We start from the raw sequence: 24291 nt of genomic DNA on the forward strand, positions 1-24291 counted from the left end.
CCTGTCAGTGAGCGGCATCACACTATGCCGTTCACTAAAGCTAGGACGTTGCTATACATTTGCCAGGAAAAACTGACAAATTGCGCACTATATGAGAAGGAATAGTCCGAAACCGACCGCCGCTGACCAGAGCAGCATCGGGATTGACCATAAATGGAAGCGCCACCAGATGCGGCGATCGTTGGCCATCCGCAGGGCGATGAGGTTAGCCAGCGAGCCAGGCAGCAGCCCAAAGCCGCCGACGTTGACCGCCCACGCCAGCAGTACCGTTGGGGGAACATAGTTAAGCAGCAAAATGGTGGACGGCACGTTACTGATCACCTGCGAGAGACCAATCGCCGTCAGCCATAATCCCGGCTGTGACAGACCGCTGACGCTATGGAGAACGTTCTGCAATACCGGAAGCTGGATCAGGAGATGGACGTCAATAAACATCGCCATAAACACCAGCAGCAGCGTCCAGTCAACGCTCACCAGCACCCGCCGGGCGAGGAACAGGAAGCCGCACGCCACCAGCAGCGCGCCCGCCAGCGCCTGGTTTAACTCCAGCGCGATAAGGAAAACGATATACAGCCCCAGGCAGCTCCAGACGAGACGCGGCTGCCAATGGGGGCCGGTTGTACCGCTGTGATACTGCAACGATTTATTCGGGAAAGCAAACCAGCTCACCGCCAGCAGCGTCGCCACGATCGCCAGCGCCAGCGGCGCCATCTGCCCGGTAAACGCGGTAAACGACAGGCCGGAGCGTCCCCACAGCAGAATGTTCTGCGGGTTACCGATCGGCGTGAGCAGCGAGCCCGCATTGACGGCCAGCGCTTCAAAGATAATCAGACGGGTAACCGGTATTTCGCATAGTTTACGCAGCGTTAGCGTAAGCGGCACCACGATAAAAAGCGCCACGTCATTAGTGAGAAACGTCGACAACAGCGCCGCCGAAAAGACCATGAACAGGGCCAGTTTGCGCTCGGTGGCGAAGCGGCGCACCATTTTGCGCCCCAGCACGTCAAAATAGCCGCTCAGCTCCACGCCTTTGGTGAGCATCATCAAACCGCTCAGAGTAATAATGGTGCGCCAGTCTATGGCCGCCGGCCAGGTGTGCGGCGTGAAGGGCACAAAGACGCTGAGCCCAACGCCAGTGATAAGTAAAAGATGGAAAAAGCGATCGCGTTTCAGGGCCTGCAAGCCGGGGATGTTCATTCAGCGGAGGGACCGTATTTGAGCGTAAACTCGCGGAACTTCAACAGCGTCTCTTCGCTGACGTGGTGTTCCATACCTTCGGCATCCCGACGGGCAATTTCCGGGCTGACGCCCAGCACCAGTAAAAAATTCTCGACGATCTGGTGTCGCTCGCGGCTCTCCTGCGCCAGCTTTTCGCCCTCAGCGGTGAGAAACACCCCGCGCCAGGGGATCATTTCGATCAGCCCGACCGACGCCAGACGTTTTAACATTTTGGCAACGGTTGGCTGCGACACCCCAAGGCGTGCGGCCATATCCACCTGGCGCGCTTCTCCAACCTCACGGATCAGATCAGAGATCAGTTCGACATAATCATCAATCAGCTCCCGGCGGTGCGCCTCACGCACCTGGCGGAAGCCTTCCACATGCTCTTCAACGTTCACCAGTTGCGTCGTTTTTTTTGTTGTTGGCTTACCTGCGCGACGGTTCATTGTGCTTCCTCAATGGGGTTGACGCTTCCAGCGCCCTGTAACGGAGCGCACATTGTAAACCATAGCTCTACAAGCACAAAAAATTAACGAATTAGCCATAGCTATACAATATAGCCTGTGCTATATCTGTATGTAATGCAGTCACCCTTCACGGATCGAAGGGATCATGAATCAGGAGGTCTTATGAATGAATTCAAGAGGTGTATGAACGTGTTTACCCACTCTCCTTTTAAAGTGCGCCTGATGCTGTTGAACATGCTGTGCGATATGTTTAACGCCAAACCGCAGCAGGACGACAATTCTTCCCACTAAGCGGCGTCGCGGTACGCCGCTTCATTTTCCCGTCACACTTACGTTGTAAACTGGCCTGTTCCCGATTATTTTTGCGGATTTGCAGCCCCCTTCGCAAAACATCTGTTTAGCAACTGTTGACCTTAATTCACGCTCGCACTATCTTCTTGCAGCCCTGCACAATTTGCGGCTCGCTGAAGCGGACCTCTCATTCCCTTTCCACGCACTGTCCGGCAGGCTTTGACCCTTGACGCCAGGGTGAGCACATGGCGTTTTCGTGATAGTGATCTATGAACGTAACCCTGATTGATACACTTGTTACCCGCAGCCGGGCCTTAAGCCCGTGGACGGGATTCTATTTTTTGCAATCGCTGTTGATTAACTTTGCTCTTGGCTACCCCTTTAGCCTGCTTTATGCCGTCGGGTTCACCTGTATTCTTCACCTGCTCTGGCGAAGCGCACCGCGCGTGCAGAAAGTGCTTATCGGGATCTGTTCTCTGATTGCTGCCGCCTATTTCCCGTTTGGCCAGGCCTATGGCGCGCCGAACTTTAATACCCTGCTGGCGCTCCACTCCACCAATATGGAAGAGTCCACAGAGATCCTGACGATCTTCCCGTGGTACAACTACGTGGTTGGCCTTTTCATTTTTGCCCTCGGCGTGATTGCGGTTCGCCGTAAGCCCGTCGGGAAAAAGGCATGGGGTAAAATTGAAAGCCTGTGCCTGGCCTTAAGCGTGGTGACGTTTTTTGTTGCACCGGTACAAAATCTGGCCTGGGGCGGCGTGTTTAAGCTTAAAGATACCGGGTATCCGGTGTTTCGCTTCGTCAAAGACGTGGTGGTGAATAACGAGGAAGTGCTCGACGAGCAGGCGCGTATGGCCGAGCTTTCCACCATGAAAGACACCTGGAACGTGCTGGCGGTGAAACCGAAGTATCACACCTACGTGGTGGTGATCGGTGAAAGCGCGCGTCGCGATGCGCTCGGCGCGTTTGGCGGTCACTGGGATAACACGCCGTTTGCCAGCTCCGTTAACGGTACGCTGTTTACCGACTACGTGGCGGCCAGCGGCTCGACGCAGAAATCACTCGGTCTGACGCTCAACCGCGTGGTGGATGGAAAACCGCAGTTTCAGGATAATTTTGTCACCCTGGCCAACCGGGCAGGTTTTCAGACATGGTGGTTCTCTAACCAGGGACAGATCGGCGAGTATGATACCGCCATCGCCAGCATCGCGAAGCGTGCCGACGAGGTACAGTTCCTGAAAAGCGGTGATTTCGAAGCCGATAAAAACACAAAAGATGAAGCGTTGCTAAAAATGACGGCGCAGGTCTTTGCTACTCAGCGCACCCAGCCGCAGCTGATTGTCCTGCACCTTATGGGGTCACACCCGCAGGCATGCGATCGTACCGGGGGAAAATATGCGGAGTTTGTGCAATCCAAAGAGACCTCGTGTTATCTCTACACCATGACGCAAACCGACGATCTGCTCAGCAAGCTGTACGCACAGCTGCGCAACAGCGGCGACAGCTTCTCGATGGTCTATTTCTCTGACCACGGTCTGGCATTTAAGGAGCGCGGTAAACAGGTGCAGTATCTGGCACACGATGACAAGTTCCAGCAAAACTTCCAGGTACCGTTTATGGTGCTGTCGAGTGATGACAAAACGCATCGCATCATCAAAGCGCGCCGTTCCGCGAACGATTTCCTGAAATTCTTCTCACAATGGACGGGGATTAAGGCGAAAGAGATAAAAAATGATTACCCGTTTATCTCCGGGAAGAAGGGCCCGCCAGTTTACATTACCAACTTTAAGTTACAGAAAGTCGACTATAACCATCTTGGGACGGATATTTTCGATATTAAGAGTAAGTAATTTCTGCCGTTTTGTGCGGGCTGATGCCCTCACCCTGGCCCTCTCCCACAGGAAGAGGGTACAAACAAAAAAAATCCGCCACATTGGGCGGATTTTTTACTGGCTCACCGAAGTGATTAGAAGCGGTAACCTACGCCCGCGATCCAGGTGCCAACGTCTACGTTGCGGATACGGCTCTGCTCATAGGAGAAGTCCAGAGCAACGTTTTCGATTGGGTTGAACTGCATACCTGCGCCATAGGAGAAACCATAGTCGCTGTTGCTTGCAGTACGGTTCAGACCCTGGTTTTCGGTCTGCTGGAATTTACCGTAGCCAACACCTACAACACCGTAGATGCTTGCCCAGTCATTCAGGCGGTAAGCAGGACCCGCGGTGATGCCGTAGTACTGACCTTTATTGTAAGAGCCATTTTCAGTACGATCTTTCTCGGTGTAAGTGAAAGAACCGATCACACCCAGCGGGTTGTTGTCTTGCTCGTAACGGTACTTCAGGTTGAAACCGTTGGTTTTGTTCATCACGCCCTGCATATCGCTCTGAGCGTAACCACCGGTTACAGTAGAAGTTGCCGCTACAGCGGTACCTGCGGAAACAGCCAGAACAGCTGCCAGTGCTGAAAGACATGCAATTTTTTTCATAACCACCTCAAATGTGCTTCAAGTAAGTCCGTAAGTTTTAAATATATCAAAAAATTCTGTGAAACTCTTTGTCATTCACGATGTCTAATGCGACCTTTCCTGTAACAGAACATTTCCAGCACCAGCTATCTCGTTCAAATAACTCCAGATTTTCACCTGTAAATGCTAATAGTGCGCGTCATCGCCATTTAGTTCATCCAGATTATTCCTAATCTTTCAGGCGATAAAATCATCAACGTTTTCTCATTTTACGGATTTTCCCTGGATTTTTTTCAACAGTAGCTCAACCGTTGCAGCTTATTTCCATTACACTGCGACTTTTACCTCATTTGACATAAATTGACAGGAGAAAGGATGCCAGGTTTACCTCGTAAATCGTCGGTCTGGATGCCGGTGGCAGTCATACTTATCGCGATGATGTCCATACAAAGCGGCGCGTCGCTGGCAAAATCGCTGTTTCCGCTGGTTGGTGCGCCCGGCGTCACGGCGCTGCGTATCGCATTAGGCACCCTGATCCTCGTGGTTGTCTTTAAACCCTGGCGGCTACGGTTTAAAAAGGAGCAGCGACTGCCTCTGCTTTTTTATGGGCTGGCGCTGGGAGGGATGAACTACATGTTCTATCTCTCTATTCAGACGATCCCGCTGGGGATCGCGGTCGCGCTTGAATTTACCGGCCCGCTGGCGGTTGCCCTCTTCTCTTCTCGTCGTCCGGTAGACTTTATCTGGGTCGTACTGGCCGTGCTGGGGCTATGGTTCCTGCTGCCGCTCGGGCAAAGCGTTTCACAAATCGATCTGACAGGGGCAGCTCTGGCGCTGGGCGCGGGGGCGTGCTGGGCGGTGTATATTCTCACTGGCCAGCGTGCGGGCGAAGAGCACGGCCCCGCGACGGTCGCCTTAGGCTCGCTGATTGCCGCCGTTATCTTTGTCCCGATAGGAATGGCACAAGCGACAGACTCAATATGGCAATGGTCAATCCTGCCGGTTGGGCTGGCGGTTGCCATTCTCTCCACGGCGCTGCCCTACTCTCTGGAGATGATCGCCCTGACGCGCCTGCCCACGCGCATTTTTGGTACGCTCATGAGCATGGAGCCCGCGCTGGCCGCCATCTCAGGAATGATTTTCCTCGGTGAAACCCTGACCCTGGTACAAACGCTGGCGCTCTGTTCCATTATCGCGGCGTCAATGGGCTCCACCCTGACCATGCGTCCGGAACCTAAAGTGGAAAAAATAGACCTCAACTAAGCCTTAAATTCTGCATGGCTAACCCGCCATGCAGAATATACGCCACGTCAGTAGCTCAAATAATTTCTTACAAACTCTCTCATATTGCCAAAATATTTCACCTGCTCGCCTTCCTGGAGAGTGGATTAAGATTGATCTGTATCAATTTAAATAAACTACTTATTTTTCAAATAGTTGATAATACAACCTTCCTTTCGCTATTAAACCGATAGGCAGAGCCAAACCGCAGAGAAAAAATCCGGTGCTATACTTAGTCCCGTAATTACCTGGGACACAAACATCAAGAGGATATGAGATTATGAGTACCGCTAAACTGGTGAAAACGAAAGCGTCTAATCTGCTTTATACCCGTAACGATGTATCGGATAGCGATAAAAAAGCGACCATCGAGTTGCTGAATCGCCAGGTGGTCCAGTTCATCGATCTTTCGCTGATCACCAAACAGGCCCACTGGAATATGCGCGGTGCAAACTTTATTGCCGTTCATGAAATGCTGGATGGCTTCCGCACAGCACTGGTGACTCACCTGGATACCATGGCCGAACGTGCCGTACAGCTGGGTGGCGTGGCACTGGGTACCACACAGGTGATCAACAGCAAAACGCCATTGAAAAGCTATCCGCTGGATATCCATACCGTTCAGGATCACCTGAAAGAGCTGGCGGATCGTTATGCGATTGTGGCGAATGATGTTCGTAAAGCGATTGGCGAAGCCAAAGATGAAGATACCGCTGATATCTTCACTGCCGCATCACGCGACCTGGATCAGTTCCTGTGGTTCATTGAGTCCAACATCGAATAATCCCTGCGGATTGTCCGAATAACCCTCGCCCCTGGCGGGGGTTTTGCACATTTATGGTGCGCACTTTTGCCCGCGACGGCCGCAAAAGTGAATAAAATGTAATAATCACCTCACACAACCGTTAACGGAAGATTGTTTTTTCGTCAGATTCTGCGCTAAATATCCCCCTGTCAGAAGACCTTAACGAAGCGCACCAAAACGGTGCTCCATTCTGGTGCAACCTGGCAGAATTGCCACGCTTTTTGTGCAATGCGTGACATCATCCCCTTTGCAAAACAACAGCTTGTAAAATTGGCACGATTTTTTCATTGTGCCTGAGGTTCTCGCAGGGGATCGCCCCGTGGATATAAAAGGAAATGCTATGAAGTCTGTATTAAAAGTTTCACTGGCTGCACTTACCCTGGCGTTTGCGGTGTCCTCGCAGGCTGCCGACAAACTGGTTGTGGCGACTGACACGGCGTTCGTCCCGTTTGAATTCAAACAGGGTGATAAATACGTTGGTTTTGACGTGGATCTGTGGGCCGCTGTCGCAAAAGAACTCAAACTGGATTACACCCTGAAGCCAATGGATTTCAGCGGCATTATCCCGGCACTGCAAACCAAAAACGTTGACCTGGCGCTGGCAGGCATCACCATTACCGAAGAGCGTAAAAAAGCCATCGACTTCTCTGACGGCTATTACAAAAGCGGCCTGCTGGTGATGGTGAAAGCGGATAACAACGACGTGAAAAGCGTGAAAGATCTCGACGGTAAAGTGGTCGCCGTGAAGAGCGGAACCGGCTCCGTTGATTACGCGAAAGCCAACATCAAAACCAAAGACCTGCGTCAGTTCCCGAACATCGACAACGCTTACATGGAACTGGGCACCAACCGCGCTGACGCGGTGCTGCACGACACGCCTAACATCCTTTACTTCATCAAAACCGCCGGTAATGGCAAGTTCAAAGCGGTAGGTGATTCCCTGGAAGCTCAGCAGTACGGTATTGCGTTCCCGAAAGGCAGCGACGACCTGCGTAACAAAGTTAACGGCGCGCTGAAAACCCTGAAAGAGAACGGCACCTATAACGAAATCTACAAAAAATGGTTCGGTACCGAGCCTAAATAATTTCACCTGACTTCAGGTTTGTAACGCCCGGTGGCGCTTCCGCTTACCGGGCCTACGTTTTTTGTTTTTCACCACGGTATACAGGAATACATCATGCAGTTTGACTGGAGCGCCATCTGGCCTGCCATTCCTCTCTTGCTTGAAGGCGCTAAAATGACCCTGTGGATTTCGGTCCTCGGTCTGGTTGGCGGGTTGATTATCGGTCTGGTGGCCGGTTTCGCCCGCACCTACGGCGGCTGGATTGCAAACCACATCGCACTGGTTTTCATCGAAGTGATCCGCGGCACCCCCATTGTGGTGCAGGTCATGTTCATCTACTTCGCCCTGCCGATGGCCTTCACCGACCTGCGCATCGACCCGTTCAGCGCCGCCGTTGTCACCATCATGATCAACTCCGGCGCCTACATTGCGGAAATTACCCGCGGTGCGGTGCTGTCGATTCATAAAGGCTTCAGCGAAGCCGGCCTGGCGTTAGGTCTTTCCCGTCGCGAAACCATTCGTCACGTGATCCTGCCGCTGGCGCTGCGCCGCATGCTGCCGCCGCTGGGTAACCAGTGGATCATCAGCATTAAAGACACCTCGCTGTTTATTGTTATCGGCGTGGCCGAGCTGACCCGTCAGGGCCAGGAGATCATCGCGGGTAACTTCCGCGCTCTGGAAATCTGGAGTGCGGTCGCCGTTGTCTATCTGATTATCACGCTTGTCCTGAGCTTTGTTCTGCGTCGTCTTGAAAGAAGGATGAAAATCCTGTGATTGAATTTAAAAACGTTTCCAAGCACTTTGGTCCAACCCAGGTGCTGCACAATATCGATTTGAACATCAGGCAGGGCGAAGTGGTGGTGATCATCGGGCCGTCCGGTTCCGGTAAATCCACCCTGCTGCGCTGCATTAACAAGCTTGAGGAGATCACCAGCGGCGATTTGATCGTCGATGGTCTGAAGGTTAACGATCCGAAAGTGGACGAGCGCCTGATCCGCCAGGAAGCGGGCATGGTGTTCCAGCAGTTCTACCTGTTCCCGCACCTCACGGCGCTGGAAAACGTGATGTTCGGTCCTCTGCGCGTGCGCGGGGCCAGCAAAGCGGCAGCGGAAGCGCTGGCAAAAGATCTGCTGGCGAAGGTTGGTCTGGCGGAGCGTGCCCACCACTATCCTTCCGAGCTGTCCGGCGGCCAGCAGCAGCGCGTGGCCATTGCCCGTGCGCTGGCGGTGAAGCCAAAGATGATGCTGTTTGATGAGCCAACGTCGGCACTCGACCCGGAGCTGCGTCACGAAGTGCTGAAAGTTATGCAGGATCTGGCGGAAGAAGGCATGACGATGGTGATCGTTACCCACGAAATCGGCTTTGCCGAAAAGGTGGCGTCCCGTCTGATCTTCATTGATAAGGGCCGTATCGCGGAGGACGGGAATCCGCAGGCGCTGATTGCGAACCCACCAAGCCAGCGCCTCCAGGAGTTCCTGCAACACGTCTCCTGATAGCCACACCCAGAGCCGGGCATGCCCGGCTTTTTTACGCCGGATTGTTCCCAAAAACTCCCCTCCGCTCCCCGCGCTCTATACTTATCATTTTGCACGATATTTTTGTCGGAGGACGCCGTGCCGTGGATCCTGTTGCTACTGTTTAGCCTGTTTAGCGCGCCATCACTTGCTGTAACCCTTCCCGGCGTTACCACCGGAGCCACCGCCACCCAGCAAAATGCGCCGCCAGAGCCAGACGCTGAAAAGAAAAAAGCCGCCTACGGCGCGCTGGCCGACGTGCTTGAGAACGACACGTCCCGACAGGAGTTGATCGATCAGCTGAGGAAGGTGGCCGCCACGCCGCCTCAGGATCCGGTTCCTGCTATTGCGCCGCCGGAAGCCGAAGAAGAAAAAACGGTGCTGGAAAACGTCACCGACATCAGTCGCCGCTACGGGGAAGCCCTGTCGTCGCGTTTTGCCCAGCTCTATCGCAACCTGGTTGGCACCTCACATAAGCCTTTTAATCCTCACACCTTTTCCGCAGCCGCCACCCAGTTTGCTATTATGGCTGGCGCCGTCTTCATTTTTTACTGGCTGTTGCGCCTGTCTGTCTGGCCGCTTTACCGGAAAATGGGCCAGTGGGGGCGCAAAAAGAATCAGCATAAAAGCAGCTGGCTGCATCTTCCGGCAATGATTACCGGGGCGTTTGTCATCGATTTACTGCTGCTGGCCCTGACGCTGTTTGTCGGCCAGATGCTGGCCGACCGTCTTAATACCGGAAACAAAACCATCGCGTTTCAGCAGGGACTGTTCCTCAATGCGTTTGCCCTGATTGAGTTCTTTAAAGCCCTCCTGCGGTTGATCTTCTGCCCGCGCGTGCCGGACCTTCGCCCCTTCGCCATTTCGGATCAGAGCGCCAAATACTGGGCGGTGCGGCTCAGCGTGCTGAGCGGGTTGATCGGTTATGGCCTGCTGGTTGCCGTGCCGATTATTTCCAATCAGGTTAACGTGCAGTTCGGGGCGCTGGCGAACGTGCTGATCATGCTGTGCATTACCGTCTGGGCGCTGTACCTCATCTTCCACAATAAAAAAGCGATCACCGACAGCCTGCTGCACCTGGCCGATCGCTCCCTCTCCTTTTTCAGCCTCTTTATTCGCGCCTTTGCGCTGGTGTGGCACTGGCTGGCCAGCGCCTATTTTATTGTGCTCTGTTTCTTCTCCCTGTTCGATCCGGGCAATAGCCTGAAATTTATGATGGGGGCGACGTTCAAAAGCCTGGCGATTATCGGCATCGCGGCCTTTGTCTCTGGCCTGCTTTCCCGCTGGCTGTCGAAAACGATCACCCTGTCGCCGCAGGTTCAGCGTAACTACCCGGAACTGCAAAAGCGGGTAAATGGCTGGATGACGGTATCCCTGAAGGTGGCGCGTATTCTGACGGTCTGCGTGGCAATTATGCTGCTGCTGAACGCGTGGGGGCTGTTTGATTTCTGGAACTGGCTGCATAACGGCGCGGGGGAAAAGACCGTTGATATTCTTATTCGTATCGCGCTGATCCTGTTCTTCTCCGCCGTCGGCTGGACGCTGCTGGCAAGCCTTATCGAAAACCGTCTGGTGTCGGATGTCCACGGCAGGCCGCTGCCGAGCGCCCGCGCCCGCACGCTGCTGACTCTGTGCCGCAACGCGCTGGCGGTGATCATCAGCACCATCACCATCATGATTGTGCTGTCGGAAATCGGCGTGAATATCGCCCCGCTGCTGGCGGGTGCCGGTGCGCTTGGGCTGGCGATCTCCTTTGGTTCGCAGACGCTGGTGAAGGATATTATCACCGGCGTTTTTATCCAGTTCGAGAACGGGATGAACACCGGGGATCTGGTGACCATCGGACCGCTCACCGGCACGGTGGAGAGGATGTCCATTCGCTCCGTCGGCGTACGTCAGGATACCGGCGCGTACCACATTATTCCGTGGTCATCGATTACCACCTTTGCCAACTTTGTGCGCGGCATTGGTTCGGTGGTGGCGAATTATGATGTCGATCGTCATGAGGATGCAGATAAGGCGAAGCAGGCGCTGCGGGATGCGGTGAGCGAACTGATGGAGATGGAGGATATTCGCGGGCTGGTGATTGGTGAACCGTCGTTCGCGGGCATCGTCGGGCTAACGAACACTGCCTTTACCCTGCGCGTGTCGTTCACCACCCAGCCGCTGAAGCAGTGGACGGTGCGCTTCGCCCTCGACAGCATGGTGAAAAAACACTTCGATCTGGCGAACGTGAGAGCGCCGGTGCAGACGTATCAGGTATTATCGCCGCCCGCTTCGCCGCTCCCTCCGCAAGAGCCGACGCTGTAACCGAGCCGGGTGGCGGCTTCGCCTTACCCGGCCTGCGATGGGGGGCTATTTGCGGCGTTTATTATCGTCCATAAAGGTCCAGGCGATAAAGCGGCTCTGCTTCTGGCCCTGCGCCATCTCTTTTTTGACCACTTTCACCGCGCCGACGTCGGTCAGCGCGCGGTAAAGCGGCGGCAGGTTATCGCCGCGGGAGACCAGCGTGGTAAACCATTTCACCTGACGACCGAAGCCCTTACTCTCGGCAATCATGCGCAGAATAAATGCCACTTCCCCGCCCTCGCACCATAGCTCCTGCTGCTGGCCGCCAAAGTTCAGCGCGCCGTCTTCAGCCTGGCCCAGGTTACGCCGCTTGCGTTCACTTCCCGCACGTGCGGAGGCGGCGGAGTCGTGGAAGGGCGGGTTGCACAGGGTGGCATCATATTGTTCGTTCTTGTGAATAATGCCGTTGAAAATAGCAGCGGGATCCTTTTGACGACGCAAACGAACGGCCCGGCTTAACCCTGGGTTAGCGTTGATAATGGCCTGTGCGCTGGCAAAGGCCTCGGCATCGATCTCGCTGCCGGTAAACCGCCACTGGTACTCATGTGCGCCTATCAGGGGGTAGATCAGGTTCGCGCCCGTACCGATATCAAGCACGGTGGCCTGTTTCGGCACCACGCCGCCATTATCATCTGCCAGCAGATCGGCAAGATGATGGACATAATCCGCACGTCCTGGCACCGGTGGGCAGAGAAAGCCATCCGGGATGTCCCAGTGCGTAACGCCATAAAAATGGGCCAGCAGCGCTTTGTTCAGCGTCTTAACCGCCAGCGGATCGGCAAAGTTTACCGACGGTTCACCGGCTGGTGTCTGAACGATAAAATCCTGCAATTCCGGGCAGCTCAGGCACAGGGCTTTCATGTCGTAGCGGCTACGGTGGCGGTTACGCGGGTGCAATCCCGGCTTTTGGGAAGTCATGGCATTCTCCTTTAGACAGCCGCGTAAGATACCCTGTGACGGCGCGGGGGTAAATATCTGTCTGCGCTGCACAAAAAACCGACGAAAATCAGCAACCTGTATGTCTATGATCTGTCAGCAAATTGTCAGAATTTATCGTTCAAAAAATAAGCAGATCATCATCAAATTTTTGCGCTAAATCACGCGCGTCAGGCTTCTAAACTTAAGAGGAATCACCTGTTGTTTCCCCTGAGGATGTGATTATGAAAAAGTATCTGACCTTTATTATTGCGGGTGCGCTGGCAGGCGCATCGTTCTCAGCCTGGTCCGTTCAACCTCTGACCGACAGCAACGACACCAGCCAGCTACGTGCGGCCGGGACGGTCTCTGTCAGCCGGGCAAGCAACCTTGATGACCTTCAGGACAAGCTGGCCGAAAAAGCGCGTCAGGAAGGGGCTAAAGGCTTCGTGGTGAACGCCGCCGGTGGTGATAACCATATGTACGGCACCGCGACTATCTATAAATAACGCCCTCTTTTCCCACACTGCATCTGCAAGGCAGATGCAGTTCTCATTTCCTTCCTTCGCCTTGACTGTGCGTTTTTTAACCCCATATTAAGATGAATGGCTTAAACAGATCAGGAGAACATGATGGCTTCCGGCTGGGCGAATGACGACGCCGTTAACGAACAGATCAACAGTACCATTGAAGATGCGGTCGCGCGTGCTCGCGGTGAAATTCCGCGCGGCGAAAGTTTGACGGAATGCGAAGAGTGCGGGGATCCGATTCCTGAAGCACGGCGTAAAGCCATTCCTGGCGTACGGCTATGCATTGCCTGTCAGCAGGAGAAAGATTCAAAAAATGCGACACATTCAGGATATAATCGTAGAGGATCGAAAGACAGCCAGTTACGTTGACTTTCCTTTACCGAAGTTAACCGCGCCAGCCGTTTACTTTACGCTCACGACTTTTAGCGAAACGCGTAGCAAAACGTGCCCTTCCGATGGCTTCTGTAAAGCGCATCCCCAAGAAATGTCAATTGCGCTTCTGAATTTATTAATAATCAATAAGTTATTTGTCATTCAATTTTTTTGAGTAACCACGTCAATTCTCTTCGATTTTATCTTCCACTAAAAACCGTGATACTTATCACATCGACGGAACATCGTCCCCTTAACAGAATAACCTGCGAGAATTGACCTATGAAAACCATCAAATATGCTGTTGCCGCTGTTGCCCTGTCCGCTCTGTCTTTCGGCGCTTTCGCCGTAGAGCCAGTCTCCTCTACTCAGGCACAGGATCTGAACAAAATCGGGGTGGTGAGTGCTGAAGGCGCGACCACGCTGGACGGTCTGGAAGCCAAACTGGCGGAAAAAGCTGCCGCTGCCGGCGCAAGTGGATACACCATCACCTCCACTAACGGTAATAACAAACTGAACGGTACCGCGGTTATCTACAAGTAATCGAACGAATTATGCTCCACCCTCACCCTACCCTCTGGTGAGATGCTCCAACCCTCATTGACCCTGTTGTTGTTACCCTTGTTTGCCCGTCCGCCACTGGACGGGCTTTTTTTGCTTAAAAAGACTGCGCCACGCGCTGCAACCCGGCGTCCACGGACGCCACTTCCCCTGCCGCCAGCAGACAGCAGGCCATTTGCAGCTTGATAGACTGCGGAACCGGCACCTTTCCGGCCAGACACTGTACGATCCAGTGCGCGGTGACTTGCGGATCTTTCGACTCAGGCAGGATCACATCGCTGTTCTCTTCCCCACGTTCGAGCACGACCCGCGTCCCGGCAGGCTCAATCAGCATCAGCTGTGGACAACGCTGCGGGTTGGCGTAAACCTCCCCTTCAGTCCCGTGCATCAGCAGCGCTCGCCCGCCGATTTCGGCAAAGAATTGACCGACCCGCGTCACGTACTCCGGATGGGAGACGCTGGAAAGACGCAGCGCGGCGTCTTCGGCAAACGGCATCGCCAGCTTCGCCAGGGTGTGGGCGCTGTTACGTACCCCCATGCGCCAGCGCATGTCCAGCTGCTTTTCCAGCGGCGGGCAGAGCGCGCGCACGGGAATATAGACCGGCTGGTTCCCCTCCAGCTTTGCCTGCGCCTGGCCAGCATGGAGAGTGGGTTCGATGCCTAATAATTCCAGAATGGTTTCTGTCAGCACGCGCGTCGGATCTTCGCTCACGCCATGCACCACCACCGGGAAACCGAGTTTCTGCAACAGAATAGCCAGCAGCGGCGTGAGGTTTGCCTGCTTACGCGCACCATTGTAGGTCGGGATCACAATCGGCATCGGCTTCGTGACGGGCGGGGTTAAACGCATCGTCTGCGACTGCATGGCCTCATAAAAACCGCGCATCTCCGCCTCACCTTCCCCTTTGATGCGCAGCGCAATCAGAATGCCGCCCATTTCCAGATCCGGCACGTCGCCATTCAGCATATGCGTGTACAACGCACGGGCCGTTTCCTGATCCAGATCGCGAGCATGGTTTTTCCCACGCCCTACCTCTTTGATAATTTTGCGGTAATCCACGACATTTCTCCTGACAGCATCATCTTGTTAACAATATAGCCCGATGAACACGCACCCGATAGTGTTTTGTGATCATTATCAACCTGCTGTTTTCAGGTAAAAAAATAAACTCAAGCACTATTTGCATTATTTGTGATTGGAACAAAAGATTCGTACCTGCCCTTTTTTTGATTAAATAAACATCGGAAAGTTATTAAGGGTCAACGGTAAAAACGTCCAGGCAACGTTTTTACCAGAAACACATCGGGATTTACTATGAACAAGGTTGCATTAGGGTTGTTTATCGCCGCAACGGTGGGATGTTCTGCATCCGCATTTGCGGCAACCAACGGTGAAGGGCAGATTAATTTCACCGGAGAAATTATCGATTCTGCTTGCCAGGTCGTGAATGGATTAAGTAATCCATTAGATGTTCAGTTAGGAAAAGTATCTAAAACGGTATTTACCGGCGCAGGCTCTACCAGCACACTCACGAAATTTGATATTAAGTTAACCAATTGTCCGGAAACCGTAACCTCGGCTACGATTAACTTCGGTGGTACCCCGGATGCGGATAATAATGCCACGCTGGCATTAACGCCCGATACCGATGCGGCTACTGGTGTGGCTATTCAGCTAATGGATGCTTCCGGGCAGCCTGTCACTCTGTATACCCCTTCGAAGCAATATCCTTTAGCCTCCGGAACGGAGGTTAACGACCTGGAGTTCGGTGCGCGTTATATTCAAACTCAGGCCGCCATTACCGCAGGCCCTGCCAACTCCGTATCGACCTTCACCGTTATTTATAACTGATCTTATCAATCCTGAGATATTAATGCTCTTGCGGGCATTAATATCTCTTCTATTTATTGAGAAATTTTTATGCGCCACGGTTATTTACTGAGCACTCTTTTACTGGTAGCGGCCTCGGCACAGGCGGGTGTCGTGATCAATGGCACCCGTCTGGTCTATCAGGGCGATAAAAAGGAATCATCTCTTGGTCTTTCAAATCCAGATACCACAGATTATCTGGTGCAGTCCTGGGTCGATTCCGGCGGTAAAAACCTGGCCAAAGCCCCGTTCCTGATCACCCCGCCGCTTTTCCGACTGGATGCGAAAGAGGATAACGTCCTGCGCGTGGTGCGTACGGGAGGAAATTTACCGGAAGACAGGGAATCTCTGTACTGGCTGAATATTAAAGCGATCCCTTCCTCAAAGCATGTTGAAGGCGTAAATACGCTGCAAATTGCCATTAACACCCGAATTAAATTGCTCTATCGCCCGTCAGCGGTAAAAGGCAAACCAGAAGATATGGCCGATAAACTTGAATGGCATCGCGAAGGGAATGATTTAGTGGTGAACAATCCCACGCCTTTCTATATGAATTTTCAGGCCGTCACCCTGAATGGTCAGAAAATTACGAAAGCCACCTGGGCTGTGCCGAAAACTGAAACGCATTTTGCTTTACCTGGCAATGTCGGAGGCTCGACCGTCGCGTATTCCATTATTACGGATTACGGCAGCATCAGCCAGACATGGTCTAAACCCGTTCATTAATAATATTGCCCGGTAATAAAATCATCATGTACAGCCATAAAAAGCCGTTCACCTGCCGATTTTCGTCATTGCTGATGACTTTTTGTTGCCTGGCAATGGCGATCTTTGCGCAGCAGGTTTTGGCTGATGATTATTTTAACCCTGCTCTGCTGGACATTGATAACCCGCAGCAGGAAAAGACCGATCTGTCTGTCTATGAAAAAGGTCCCGGTCAGGCGCCTGGTAAATATCAGGCCGCGGTATTTATCAATAACAATAAAATTGATACCCGTGACGTGACCTTTAACGTAGTTAACGATCGGCAGGGAACCAGCACGCTTCAGCCCTGTTTTACACTGGACGAATTAAAGAGCCTCGGGATCAAAACGCAAAAATATCCGCAGCTGAGGGCAGAAGGTCAGTGCGCCGATCTACACGCCATCCCTTCGGCATCCGCGACCTTTCGCGTGCGCAATCAGCAGCTGCTGCTGAGCATTCCGCAAAAGGCGCTCGGACAGGTGCCACGCGGTTACATCGACCCGAAAGAGTTTGACGAAGGGATCAACGCGGGCCTGCTTAATTACAGCGTCAACGCCAGCCAGAGCCATGCGCGCCAGCAGGGTGAAGAGGATAGCAGCAGCCAGTACGTTAACCTGCGTCCCGGCTTCAACCTCGGGGCATGGCGCGTTCGTAACTACTCCACCTGGAATCGCAGCACCACGGGTAACGAGGAGGAACAGAAATTTACCTCCGTTTATACCTATGCGCAACGCGATATTGTGGCGATGAAAAGTGACGTGACGGTGGGGCAAAGCACTTCACCTTCCGACGTTTTTGACAGCGTCCCCTACACCGGCGTGGAGCTGAAATCCGACAACGACATGCTGCCGGACAGCGAAAAAGGCTATGCCCCTATTATTCGCGGCACCGCCCACAGTAACGCGCTGGTGATGGTCCGCCAGAACGGGTACGTGATTTATCAGAACACGGTCGCGCCGGGCGCATTCGAAATTAACGACCTCTACCCCACCGGCAGCAGCGGCGACCTCCAGGTCACGGTGAAAGAAACTGACGGCAGCGAAAGTCATTTCGTCGTGCCGTTTGCCTCCGTGCCGGTATTGCAGCGTGAAAAAAACCTGCGCTACAGCGTAACCGCCGGACGTTATCGCTCTTATGACAAAGACGTTGAAAAGACCCCGTTTGCCCAGGGAAGCGCCATCTACGGTTTACCTCACGGCTTCACGGCCTACGGTGGCGTGCAGCAGAGCAGCCATTATCAGTCACAGGCGATAGGCGCCGGGAAAAACATGGGCGATTTGGGGGCGTTCTCCATTGACGTGACGCGCGCCAGAGCCCTGCTGAATAAACAGCAGTCCAGCAAGGGCCAGTCGTGGCGCGTACGCTACAGCAAAGATTTCGCCGGTTCAGGCACCAACTTTTCGCTTGCGGGCTATCGCTATAACAGCAAGGGGTTTTACACCCTGGACGACACCATGGAGTCGTATACCCGCGCCGACGACTGGTCTGCTCCCCAGCAGCGCCGCGCCCGTACAGAAGCCACCGTTGACCAGATGCTGCCAGAAGGCTGGGGGTCGGTCACGCTGAGCATGGTGAAGGAAACTTACTGGAGCCAGAGCCAGAACATGACCTCCCTGAGCGTCAGCTACAACAACAGCTGGCACGGCGTGAGCTACAGCCTCAGCTACAGCATGAACAAAAACACCCACGACAGCGATGAAGACGGTAATGAGGTAACAAACGACAACCAGTTCTCGCTGAGCGTTTCGGTTCCGCTGGATCGCTGGATGCATAATACCTGGGCCACGTACAACCTGAACAACACCAAAGACGGCACCACGCAGAACATCGGCCTGAACGGTACGGCGCTGAAAGATGACAACCTGAACTGGAATATCCAGGAAGGGCTCAGCAGTACCGGCAGCGGTAACTCCACCAGCATCAACGCCGATTACAAAGCGACATACGGCGAAGTGAGCGCAGGCGTCAGTCAGGATAAGTATCAGCAGACCCTGAACGTTGGTTTGCAGGGCGGCGCGGTTGCCCATGCTAACGGGATAACCCTGAGCCAGCCACTCGGTGAAACCATCGCACTGGTGAAGGCGCCAGGTACGCACGGCACCCATATCATCAACCAGACAGGCGTGGAGACTGACTTCCGCGGCTATACCGTCGTGCCGTTCGTGACCGCGTATCGCCATAACACCATCGCACTGGATACCGAAACGCTGCCGGAGGATGCCGATGTCACCCACGCGGCGCAAATTGAGACGCCAACCCGCGGGGCCGTGGTGCGCGCCAGCTTTACTACCCGCGTGGGTAACCGGGTCCTGATGACGCTTACACAAAATGGTAAACCGCTGCCCTTCGGCGCAACGGTCACCACCGGGGATAAGGACAGCGAATTTATTGTCGGAAATGACGGCCAGACTTACCTCTCGGGTCTGCCACAGCAAGGGCATCTCAACGTTTCCTGGGGACAGGAGGCGAGCGAGCACTGCGTCGCTGACTATGCGCTAACGGATGAGAAAGAGAAAACCAGCATCATTAACGCTGCCGCGCAGTGTCATTGATTACCGTTCAGGCTAACGATTATGCAAATGATTAAACAGTGCTTTTTATTACTGGTTTTGGGGACCGCCGCGTTATTTATGCCGCATGCGAAGGCGACCTGCACCACGCCGGATCTGCCCAAAATGATTAACGTGGCCTCCATCTCTGTCCCGACGACGCTGGCCGTTGGCGCAACTATCCCGGGTACAGAGCAAAGCGTTCATGTTGCCGGGCACTGCGATCAGGGTATCGACAGCGGTCTGGAAATTGTTTCCTGCTACTACGGCACCGGAGCGGAAATTCCTGGGCTCAGGGGCGTTTATGATTCCGGCGTACCGGGGATTGGGGTCGCACTAATGAACGATCAGGGTCAGCGAATCAGCGGAGCAGGCGGAGTACAGTGCGATTCACGCGGAACGCCTGTTGCCTATGTTTCTACCGATGGCACACAGTCGTTTAACTTTGACGTCACGCTTGAACTGGTGAAAACAAGCGACGCCGTGACATCCGGCACGCTGATCCAGTCTCAGACCGAATTCGGCATTGGCGTTTTTGGCCATGAAGGGATCGGCAGCCCTAACCATATTGCGTATGCAGGTAACGTCATTTTGCATCAGGTCACCTGCTCTGTTTCGCCAAAAAATCTCACCGTTAATTTGGGCGATTTTCCCGTTAGTGATTTTATGAGCGTGGGTTTTTTATCCAGCCCCGCTCAGACGTTTAATATCACCGTTAACTGTGACACAACCGTTCAGCCTGAGCTAAAAATCACCAGTGCTAACGGGTACGAAACGGCATTTGAGGGAGTGATCAAACTGACGAAGCAGACGGGCATGGCAACGGGCGTCGGGGTAAGAATGCTGTTTGATGACCATATCGCGACCTTTGACACCTACGTCAACACCCAAAGCCAGGCCGTTGCCAATGAAACGCTGGATATCCCCTTTCAGGTTCGCTACGAGCAGACCAGCGATGTGGTGACGCCCGGCCCCGCCAACACCGTAGCAACCATCACTCTCGCCTATAAGTAACCGACATGAAAAAGACAATCGCGTTTCTGGCGGTGGGCTTACTGGCCCAGGCCCAGGCAGACGACATTCAGATCCAGATGACGGGAAATATTTACGCCAATACCTGCGTCATTGACAGCGCCAGCCGCAACCTGACGGTGGACTTAGGCCAGGCGGTATCGGGCAGTTTTAAAGACGTGGGGGATACCGGCGAGTGGAAAGACTTTTCCCTGTCAGTATCGCACTGCCCAGCCACGCTAGCACTTGCCACGGCCTTTTTCTATGGCCAGGCAGACAGCGTGCATCCGACCAAATTTGCCAATATCGGTAGCGCAAAGGGACTGGCGCTGGAGCTGGCAGACCGACAGGACAAAATACTGATTGCCCCGCAGGCCGCCTTTAACGCCGCCATCAATCCGAGCGACCACACGGCAACCTTTCCTCTGTCCGCACGTTACTACGCCACCTCAATGCCCGTCACTGCCGGCACGTTCAGCAGCGTGATTCAGGTGACATTCACTTACCAGTAGGACCGCGCCTCTTTGCACGGATGCTTTTTGTACGCCCGGCAGAAGGTTTTGCCGGGCGTTTTTTTACCTCCGGCACTTCTGGCTGCTCAATCGGGAAGATCGGCAGCGCATTCAGCAGCCGCTGGCCGTAGTTTTTGGTGAGCAGACGTTTGTCATAAATCACCACCTCGCCCCAGCAGGCGTGGCTACGGATCAAGCGCCCGACCTGCTGGATCAAGTTAAACGACGCCGCAGGCAGGCTTTGCACTTCAAACGGATAACGGTTAAGGCTTTTCAGCCATTCGCCTTCGGTGATCACCACCGGGCTGTCGATGGGCGGAAAAGCGATTTTATGGATATGCACCTGCGTCAGGTAGTCGCCTTTTAAATCCAGCCCTTCCGCAAAGGACTGTAACCCCACCAGCACGCTGCGCTCGCCGTTATCAATGCGTTTACGGTGGGTTTCCACCAGCCGATAGCGCGGCTGATCGCCCTGCACCAGCAGGAGTAAGCGCAGATCGGTGACGTGCTCCAGGAAGCGTTGCATCGCGCGGCCGCTGGCAAACAGCACCAGCATGCCGGGGTATTTTTTACTCTCAACCTGCTCGCGGAAGTAGGCCGCCATTTCCGCAATATGCTGCTCTTCGTTATCGATAAGCGGCTCATAGTTCATGCGCGGGATCACCAGCTTGCCCTGCTCACAGTGGTTGAACGGCGAGTCCAGGGCCACAAAACGGTCCCCCGCTTTCTCTTTCAGGCCGCTCATTTCCTGCAACCTTGAGAAGCTGTTCAGGGAACGCAGGGTCGCCGACGTCACTACCACGTGCGGCACGCTGCGCCAGATCAGCTTTTCCAGCTGATCGGCCACGCGGATGCCCACGCAGTGGAAGAACAGATGTACCTGCCCGTCTCGCACTTCGCGGGTGGCCCACTTTGTCACTGGCGCCCCGGATGCCTGCGCCATCGAGGCCAGCCGCCAGAGTTTGCTCTGCGCCTCAAACATGCCCAGCGCACGGTTCATTTGCAGCAGAATGCGGTGCAAACGCACCACGTCATGGGTACCGGTCTTCTCGCTTAGATCGTTCAGGAACATCTCCGCCAGCCCGCGCAGCTTTTCAAGGTGCTTCGCCAGCTGCTGGCAAATCTCCATCACTTCCTGCGGCAACTCCCCCATCGCAAAGCGGTGTTCCGCTTCCTGGGTGGCGGGAAGATACAGGTTAAGGATGTTATTCAGCGAGGAGATGAGGCCGTACACCTCTTCACAGTGCTCGCTCAACCGCTCCGGGACCGCCAGCGGCGGCGTGGTTTTCGGGCGGAACTGCTCCATGCAGGTTGCCACCAGCTTGCAGAACAGATCGAGTTGCAGGCGAAACCACGGGGCGGTAATTTCCGCGCTCATCTCCAGCGCATCCCGCGCCACGTCGGGCAGATGATGACCTTCATCCAGCACCAGCAGCAGGTTTTTGGGCTCCGGCAGGACCGCTTCACTCTCCAGGGCAGCCATCACCAGCGCATGGTTGGCGACAACCACCTCCGCTTCCTGAATCTCACGCCGGGCGACAAAGAACGGGCACTCGCGATAGTAGTGACAGTTGCGGTTCAGGCAGCTCGCTTTATCGGTGCTGAGCCTGCGCCACAGGTCGTCGCCGATCGCCTGGCTGGTGTGATCCCGCAGGCCGTCCCACCTGTAGCCGTCGAGATCGGCCTTTAGCTTTGCGCACTGCTCCTGCTCCGCCTTGTTGTTTGGCGTCAGCTCGTCATCAAGAAACGCGAGCAGATCCTGCTGGGAGGGTTCACTGCTGGCCAGCGCCGCCAGATTGCGCGGGCAGACGTAGCGCCCGCGACCAAAGGCGGCGGTGAACCGTAAATCGGGGATAATTTTGCGCAGCAGCGGCAAATCTTTGCTGAAGATCTGATCCTGCAAGGCCACGTTAGCGGTACTGACCACCAGCGTTTTGTCTTCTTCCCGCGCGATGGCAATGCCGGGAATGAGATACGACAGGGTTTTCCCGACGCCGGTCGGGGCTTCAATCGCCAGATGTCGCCCGTCGTCCCCGGCGAGCGTTTTCGCCACGTCGGCAATCATCTGCCGCTGCGGGGCTCGGGGGATAAAATCGGGGATCTGCTGTTGTAGCGCCTTATACCATGCGCCAATTTGCGCCTTGAGCGCAGCGGTTAAAGCCATCGGAAAACCTGAAATACTGTATAAACAGCCACTATTGTGGCACTTTCTCTCCGCTGCCGCAAAAAGAAAAGCCCGGCTTTACGACCGGGCTTCCAGATTACTGCGGGTTAGCAGGTTTACGCGGGCGGCGTCGGCGCTGCCCCTCGCCTGCCGGTTTCCCTTCGCCGCTACGCCACGGGTTTTCACCGGCTGGTTTGCTGTCGTTATTACGACGCGGCGGTTTGCCCGAAGATTTCGGCGCGCCACCTTCGGCACGACGCGGCTGCTGACCGCGACCACCGCCGCCCTGACCGCGACCGCCGCCCTGACGACCGTTCTGAATTGGCTCAGCTTTGATCGACGGGTCCACTTCATAACCCGGGGTCTCAATGCGCGGGATCTCTTTCTTCAGCAGGCGTTCGATGTCGCGCAGCAGCTTGTGTTCATCCACGCAGACCAGAGAGAGCGCTTCCCCGGTTGCCGCCGCACGGCCGGTACGGCCGATACGGTGCACGTAGTCTTCCGGCACGTTTGGCAGCTCATAGTTCACCACGTGCGGCAGCTCTTCAATGTCCAGGCCACGGGCGGCGATGTCGGTTGCCACCAGCACACGTATGTCGCCGGATTTAAAATCAGCCAGCGCGCGGGTACGCGCACCCTGACTCTTGTTGCCGTGGATCGCCGCGCTGCGAATACCGTCTTTATTCAGCTGTTCCGCCAGGTGGTTAGCGCCGTGCTTGGTGCGGGTAAAGACCAGTACCTGCTGCCAGTTGCCCTGGCCGATCATCTGGGAGAGCAGTTCCCGCTTGCGCTTCTTATCCACAAAGTGCACGTGCTGCGTCACCTGCTCGGAGGCGGTATTGCGGCGCGCGACTTCCACTTCCAGCGGGTTATGCAGCAGCTTTTCCGCCAGTGCCTTGATCTCGTCGGAGAAGGTTGCCGAGAAGAGCAGGTTCTGACGACGCGTCGGCAGCTTCGCCAGCACGCGGCGAATATCGTGGATGAAGCCCATATCCAGCATACGGTCGGCTTCGTCCAGCACCAGAATTTCGATGTTATCGAGCTTCACCGCGTTCTGGTGTTCCAGATCCAGCAGACGCCCCGGCGTTGCCACCAGCACGTCCACGCCGCCGCGCAGCTTCATCATCTGCGGGTTAATGCTTACCCCGCCGAAAACCACCAGCGAACGAATGTTGAGGTAGCGGCTGTATTCACGCACGTTCTCGCCAATCTGGGCCGCCAGTTCGCGGGTTGGGGTGAGGATCAGCGCACGCACCGGACGACGGCCTTTGGCGTGCGGCTGGTTTTTTACCAACAGCTCCAGCAGCGGCAGGGTAAAGCCTGCGGTCTTACCGGTACCGGTCTGCGCGCTTGCCATCAGGTCACGGCCCTGCAAAACGGCCGGAATGGCCTGCTGCTGGATAGGGGTTGGCTCAACGTAGCCCTGCTCTGCGATGGCGCGCAGAATTTCCGGGTTCAGACCAAGGGAATCAAAAGACATAAAAACTCCGAACCGCCCCGACCATCACAGGTGTAGTTTTCAGGGAGATATAACGAATAGAAGGACAAAAACCACAATGTCGCGAAGGAGCGGAGTGTAGCAGCTTTTGTGACGTGGCGCATAAA

The 24291-nt window shown here is 54.7% G+C and carries 23 protein-coding genes; 16 read left to right on the forward strand and 7 right to left on the reverse strand.

What is annotated here, in order from left to right:
• Positions 1 to 87: 87 nt before the first annotated feature.
• A complete protein-coding gene (locus IM290_RS09025) occupies positions 88 to 1197 on the reverse strand; it encodes an anion transporter (protein ID WP_193041677.1) in 1110 nt (369 codons plus the stop codon).
• On the reverse strand, positions 1194 to 1667 hold the full coding sequence (gene mntR, locus IM290_RS09030; RefSeq protein WP_015571059.1) for a manganese-binding transcriptional regulator MntR: 474 nt from the start codon (positions 1665 to 1667) through the stop codon (positions 1194 to 1196). Before mntR ends, IM290_RS09025 begins: the two co-directional genes overlap by 4 nt.
• A 183-nt stretch (positions 1668 to 1850) precedes the next feature.
• Here mntR and mntS point away from each other — a divergent pair, with 183 nt between their 5' ends.
• Positions 1851 to 1979 carry a manganase accumulation protein MntS gene (mntS, locus tag IM290_RS09035; protein WP_017384915.1) on the forward strand — a complete coding sequence of 43 codons (129 nt, stop codon included), beginning with the start codon at positions 1851 to 1853 and terminating at the stop codon, positions 1977 to 1979.
• 269 nt (positions 1980 to 2248) lie between these two features.
• Positions 2249 to 3832 (forward strand): phosphoethanolamine transferase, encoded by a 1584-nt coding sequence (locus IM290_RS09040; protein ID WP_193041678.1) that lies wholly within the window; start codon positions 2249 to 2251, stop codon positions 3830 to 3832.
• A gap of 116 nt (positions 3833 to 3948) precedes the next feature.
• On the opposite strand, the gene ompX is transcribed toward IM290_RS09040, so the two are convergent.
• Positions 3949 to 4467, reverse strand: a complete 519-nt coding sequence (gene ompX, locus IM290_RS09045; protein WP_003858450.1) for an outer membrane protein OmpX — start codon at positions 4465 to 4467, stop codon at positions 3949 to 3951.
• A gap of 354 nt (positions 4468 to 4821) precedes the next feature.
• Here ompX and rhtA point away from each other — a divergent pair, with 354 nt between their 5' ends.
• From rhtA to ybiO, 6 genes are all read left to right on the forward strand, one after another.
• Positions 4822 to 5709, forward strand: coding sequence for a threonine/homoserine exporter RhtA (gene rhtA / locus IM290_RS09050; RefSeq protein ID WP_017384917.1), 888 nt, complete (start codon positions 4822 to 4824; stop codon positions 5707 to 5709).
• 298 nt (positions 5710 to 6007) lie between these two features.
• On the forward strand, positions 6008 to 6511 hold the full coding sequence (dps, locus tag IM290_RS09055) for a DNA starvation/stationary phase protection protein Dps (protein WP_000100801.1): 504 nt from the start codon (positions 6008 to 6010) through the stop codon (positions 6509 to 6511).
• Between the two features lie 361 nt (positions 6512 to 6872).
• Positions 6873 to 7616 carry a glutamine ABC transporter substrate-binding protein GlnH gene (glnH, locus tag IM290_RS09060; protein WP_003858455.1) on the forward strand — a complete coding sequence of 248 codons (744 nt, stop codon included), beginning with the start codon at positions 6873 to 6875 and terminating at the stop codon, positions 7614 to 7616.
• 93 nt (positions 7617 to 7709) lie between these two features.
• Complete coding sequence (gene glnP / locus IM290_RS09065) at positions 7710 to 8369, forward strand: glutamine ABC transporter permease GlnP (protein WP_003858462.1); 660 nt, start codon at positions 7710 to 7712, stop codon at positions 8367 to 8369.
• Positions 8366 to 9088, forward strand: coding sequence for a glutamine ABC transporter ATP-binding protein GlnQ (gene glnQ, locus IM290_RS09070; protein ID WP_006809503.1), 723 nt, complete (start codon positions 8366 to 8368; stop codon positions 9086 to 9088). Before glnP ends, glnQ begins: the two co-directional genes overlap by 4 nt.
• A 120-nt stretch (positions 9089 to 9208) precedes the next feature.
• Positions 9209 to 11419, forward strand: coding sequence for a mechanosensitive channel protein (ybiO, locus tag IM290_RS09075; RefSeq protein ID WP_193041779.1), 2211 nt, complete (start codon positions 9209 to 9211; stop codon positions 11417 to 11419).
• Between the two features lie 45 nt (positions 11420 to 11464).
• Here the strand turns inward: ybiO and rlmF are convergent, their stop codons facing one another.
• On the reverse strand, positions 11465 to 12376 hold the full coding sequence (gene rlmF / locus IM290_RS09080; protein ID WP_193041679.1) for a 23S rRNA (adenine(1618)-N(6))-methyltransferase RlmF: 912 nt from the start codon (positions 12374 to 12376) through the stop codon (positions 11465 to 11467).
• Positions 12377 to 12618: 242 nt separating this feature from the next.
• Between rlmF and mcbA the strand changes: the two genes are divergently transcribed.
• From mcbA to ybiJ, 3 genes are all read left to right on the forward strand, one after another.
• A complete protein-coding gene (mcbA, locus tag IM290_RS09085; protein WP_003858470.1) occupies positions 12619 to 12882 on the forward strand; it encodes a DUF1471 family periplasmic protein McbA in 264 nt (87 codons plus the stop codon).
• Between the two features lie 123 nt (positions 12883 to 13005).
• Positions 13006 to 13272, forward strand: coding sequence for a DksA/TraR family C4-type zinc finger protein (locus IM290_RS09090; RefSeq protein WP_003858472.1), 267 nt, complete (start codon positions 13006 to 13008; stop codon positions 13270 to 13272).
• A gap of 285 nt (positions 13273 to 13557) precedes the next feature.
• Positions 13558 to 13818, forward strand: coding sequence for a DUF1471 family protein YbiJ (gene ybiJ, locus IM290_RS09095; RefSeq protein ID WP_193041680.1), 261 nt, complete (start codon positions 13558 to 13560; stop codon positions 13816 to 13818).
• Positions 13819 to 13933: 115 nt separating this feature from the next.
• On the opposite strand, the gene ybiB is transcribed toward ybiJ, so the two are convergent.
• The gene (ybiB, locus tag IM290_RS09100; protein ID WP_193041681.1) at positions 13934 to 14896 is read right to left on the reverse strand and encodes a DNA-binding protein YbiB; all 963 of its coding nucleotides are present in this window, start codon (positions 14894 to 14896) and stop codon (positions 13934 to 13936) included.
• A gap of 255 nt (positions 14897 to 15151) precedes the next feature.
• Here ybiB and IM290_RS09105 point away from each other — a divergent pair, with 255 nt between their 5' ends.
• The 5 genes from IM290_RS09105 (at position 15152) to IM290_RS09125 (ending at position 20522) form a co-directional block, all read left to right on the forward strand.
• Positions 15152 to 15688 carry a fimbrial protein gene (locus IM290_RS09105; RefSeq protein ID WP_193041682.1) on the forward strand — a complete coding sequence of 179 codons (537 nt, stop codon included), beginning with the start codon at positions 15152 to 15154 and terminating at the stop codon, positions 15686 to 15688.
• 69 nt (positions 15689 to 15757) lie between these two features.
• A complete protein-coding gene (locus tag IM290_RS09110) occupies positions 15758 to 16432 on the forward strand; it encodes a molecular chaperone (RefSeq protein ID WP_165747237.1) in 675 nt (224 codons plus the stop codon).
• A gap of 26 nt (positions 16433 to 16458) precedes the next feature.
• Positions 16459 to 19002, forward strand: coding sequence for a fimbria/pilus outer membrane usher protein (locus tag IM290_RS09115; protein WP_193041683.1), 2544 nt, complete (start codon positions 16459 to 16461; stop codon positions 19000 to 19002).
• Positions 19003 to 19023: 21 nt separating this feature from the next.
• A complete protein-coding gene (locus IM290_RS09120; protein WP_193041684.1) occupies positions 19024 to 20013 on the forward strand; it encodes a fimbrial protein in 990 nt (329 codons plus the stop codon).
• 5 nt (positions 20014 to 20018) lie between these two features.
• Positions 20019 to 20522 (forward strand): fimbrial protein, encoded by a 504-nt coding sequence (locus IM290_RS09125; protein WP_193041685.1) that lies wholly within the window; start codon positions 20019 to 20021, stop codon positions 20520 to 20522.
• Here the strand turns inward: IM290_RS09125 and dinG are convergent.
• Positions 20509 to 22686: an ATP-dependent DNA helicase DinG gene (dinG, locus tag IM290_RS09130; protein WP_193041686.1), complete on the reverse strand. Its 2178-nt coding sequence runs from the start codon at positions 22684 to 22686 to the stop codon at positions 20509 to 20511. The genes IM290_RS09125 and dinG overlap by 14 nt on opposite strands.
• Before the next feature lie 97 nt (positions 22687 to 22783).
• Positions 22784 to 24166: an ATP-dependent RNA helicase RhlE gene (rhlE, locus tag IM290_RS09135; RefSeq protein ID WP_017693771.1), complete on the reverse strand. Its 1383-nt coding sequence runs from the start codon at positions 24164 to 24166 to the stop codon at positions 22784 to 22786.
• Positions 24167 to 24291: the final 125 nt, after the last annotated feature.

It is taken from the genome of Enterobacter cloacae complex sp. S1 (assembly GCF_014930525.1).
GTDB lineage: Bacteria > Pseudomonadota > Gammaproteobacteria > Enterobacterales > Enterobacteriaceae > Enterobacter > Enterobacter hormaechei_C.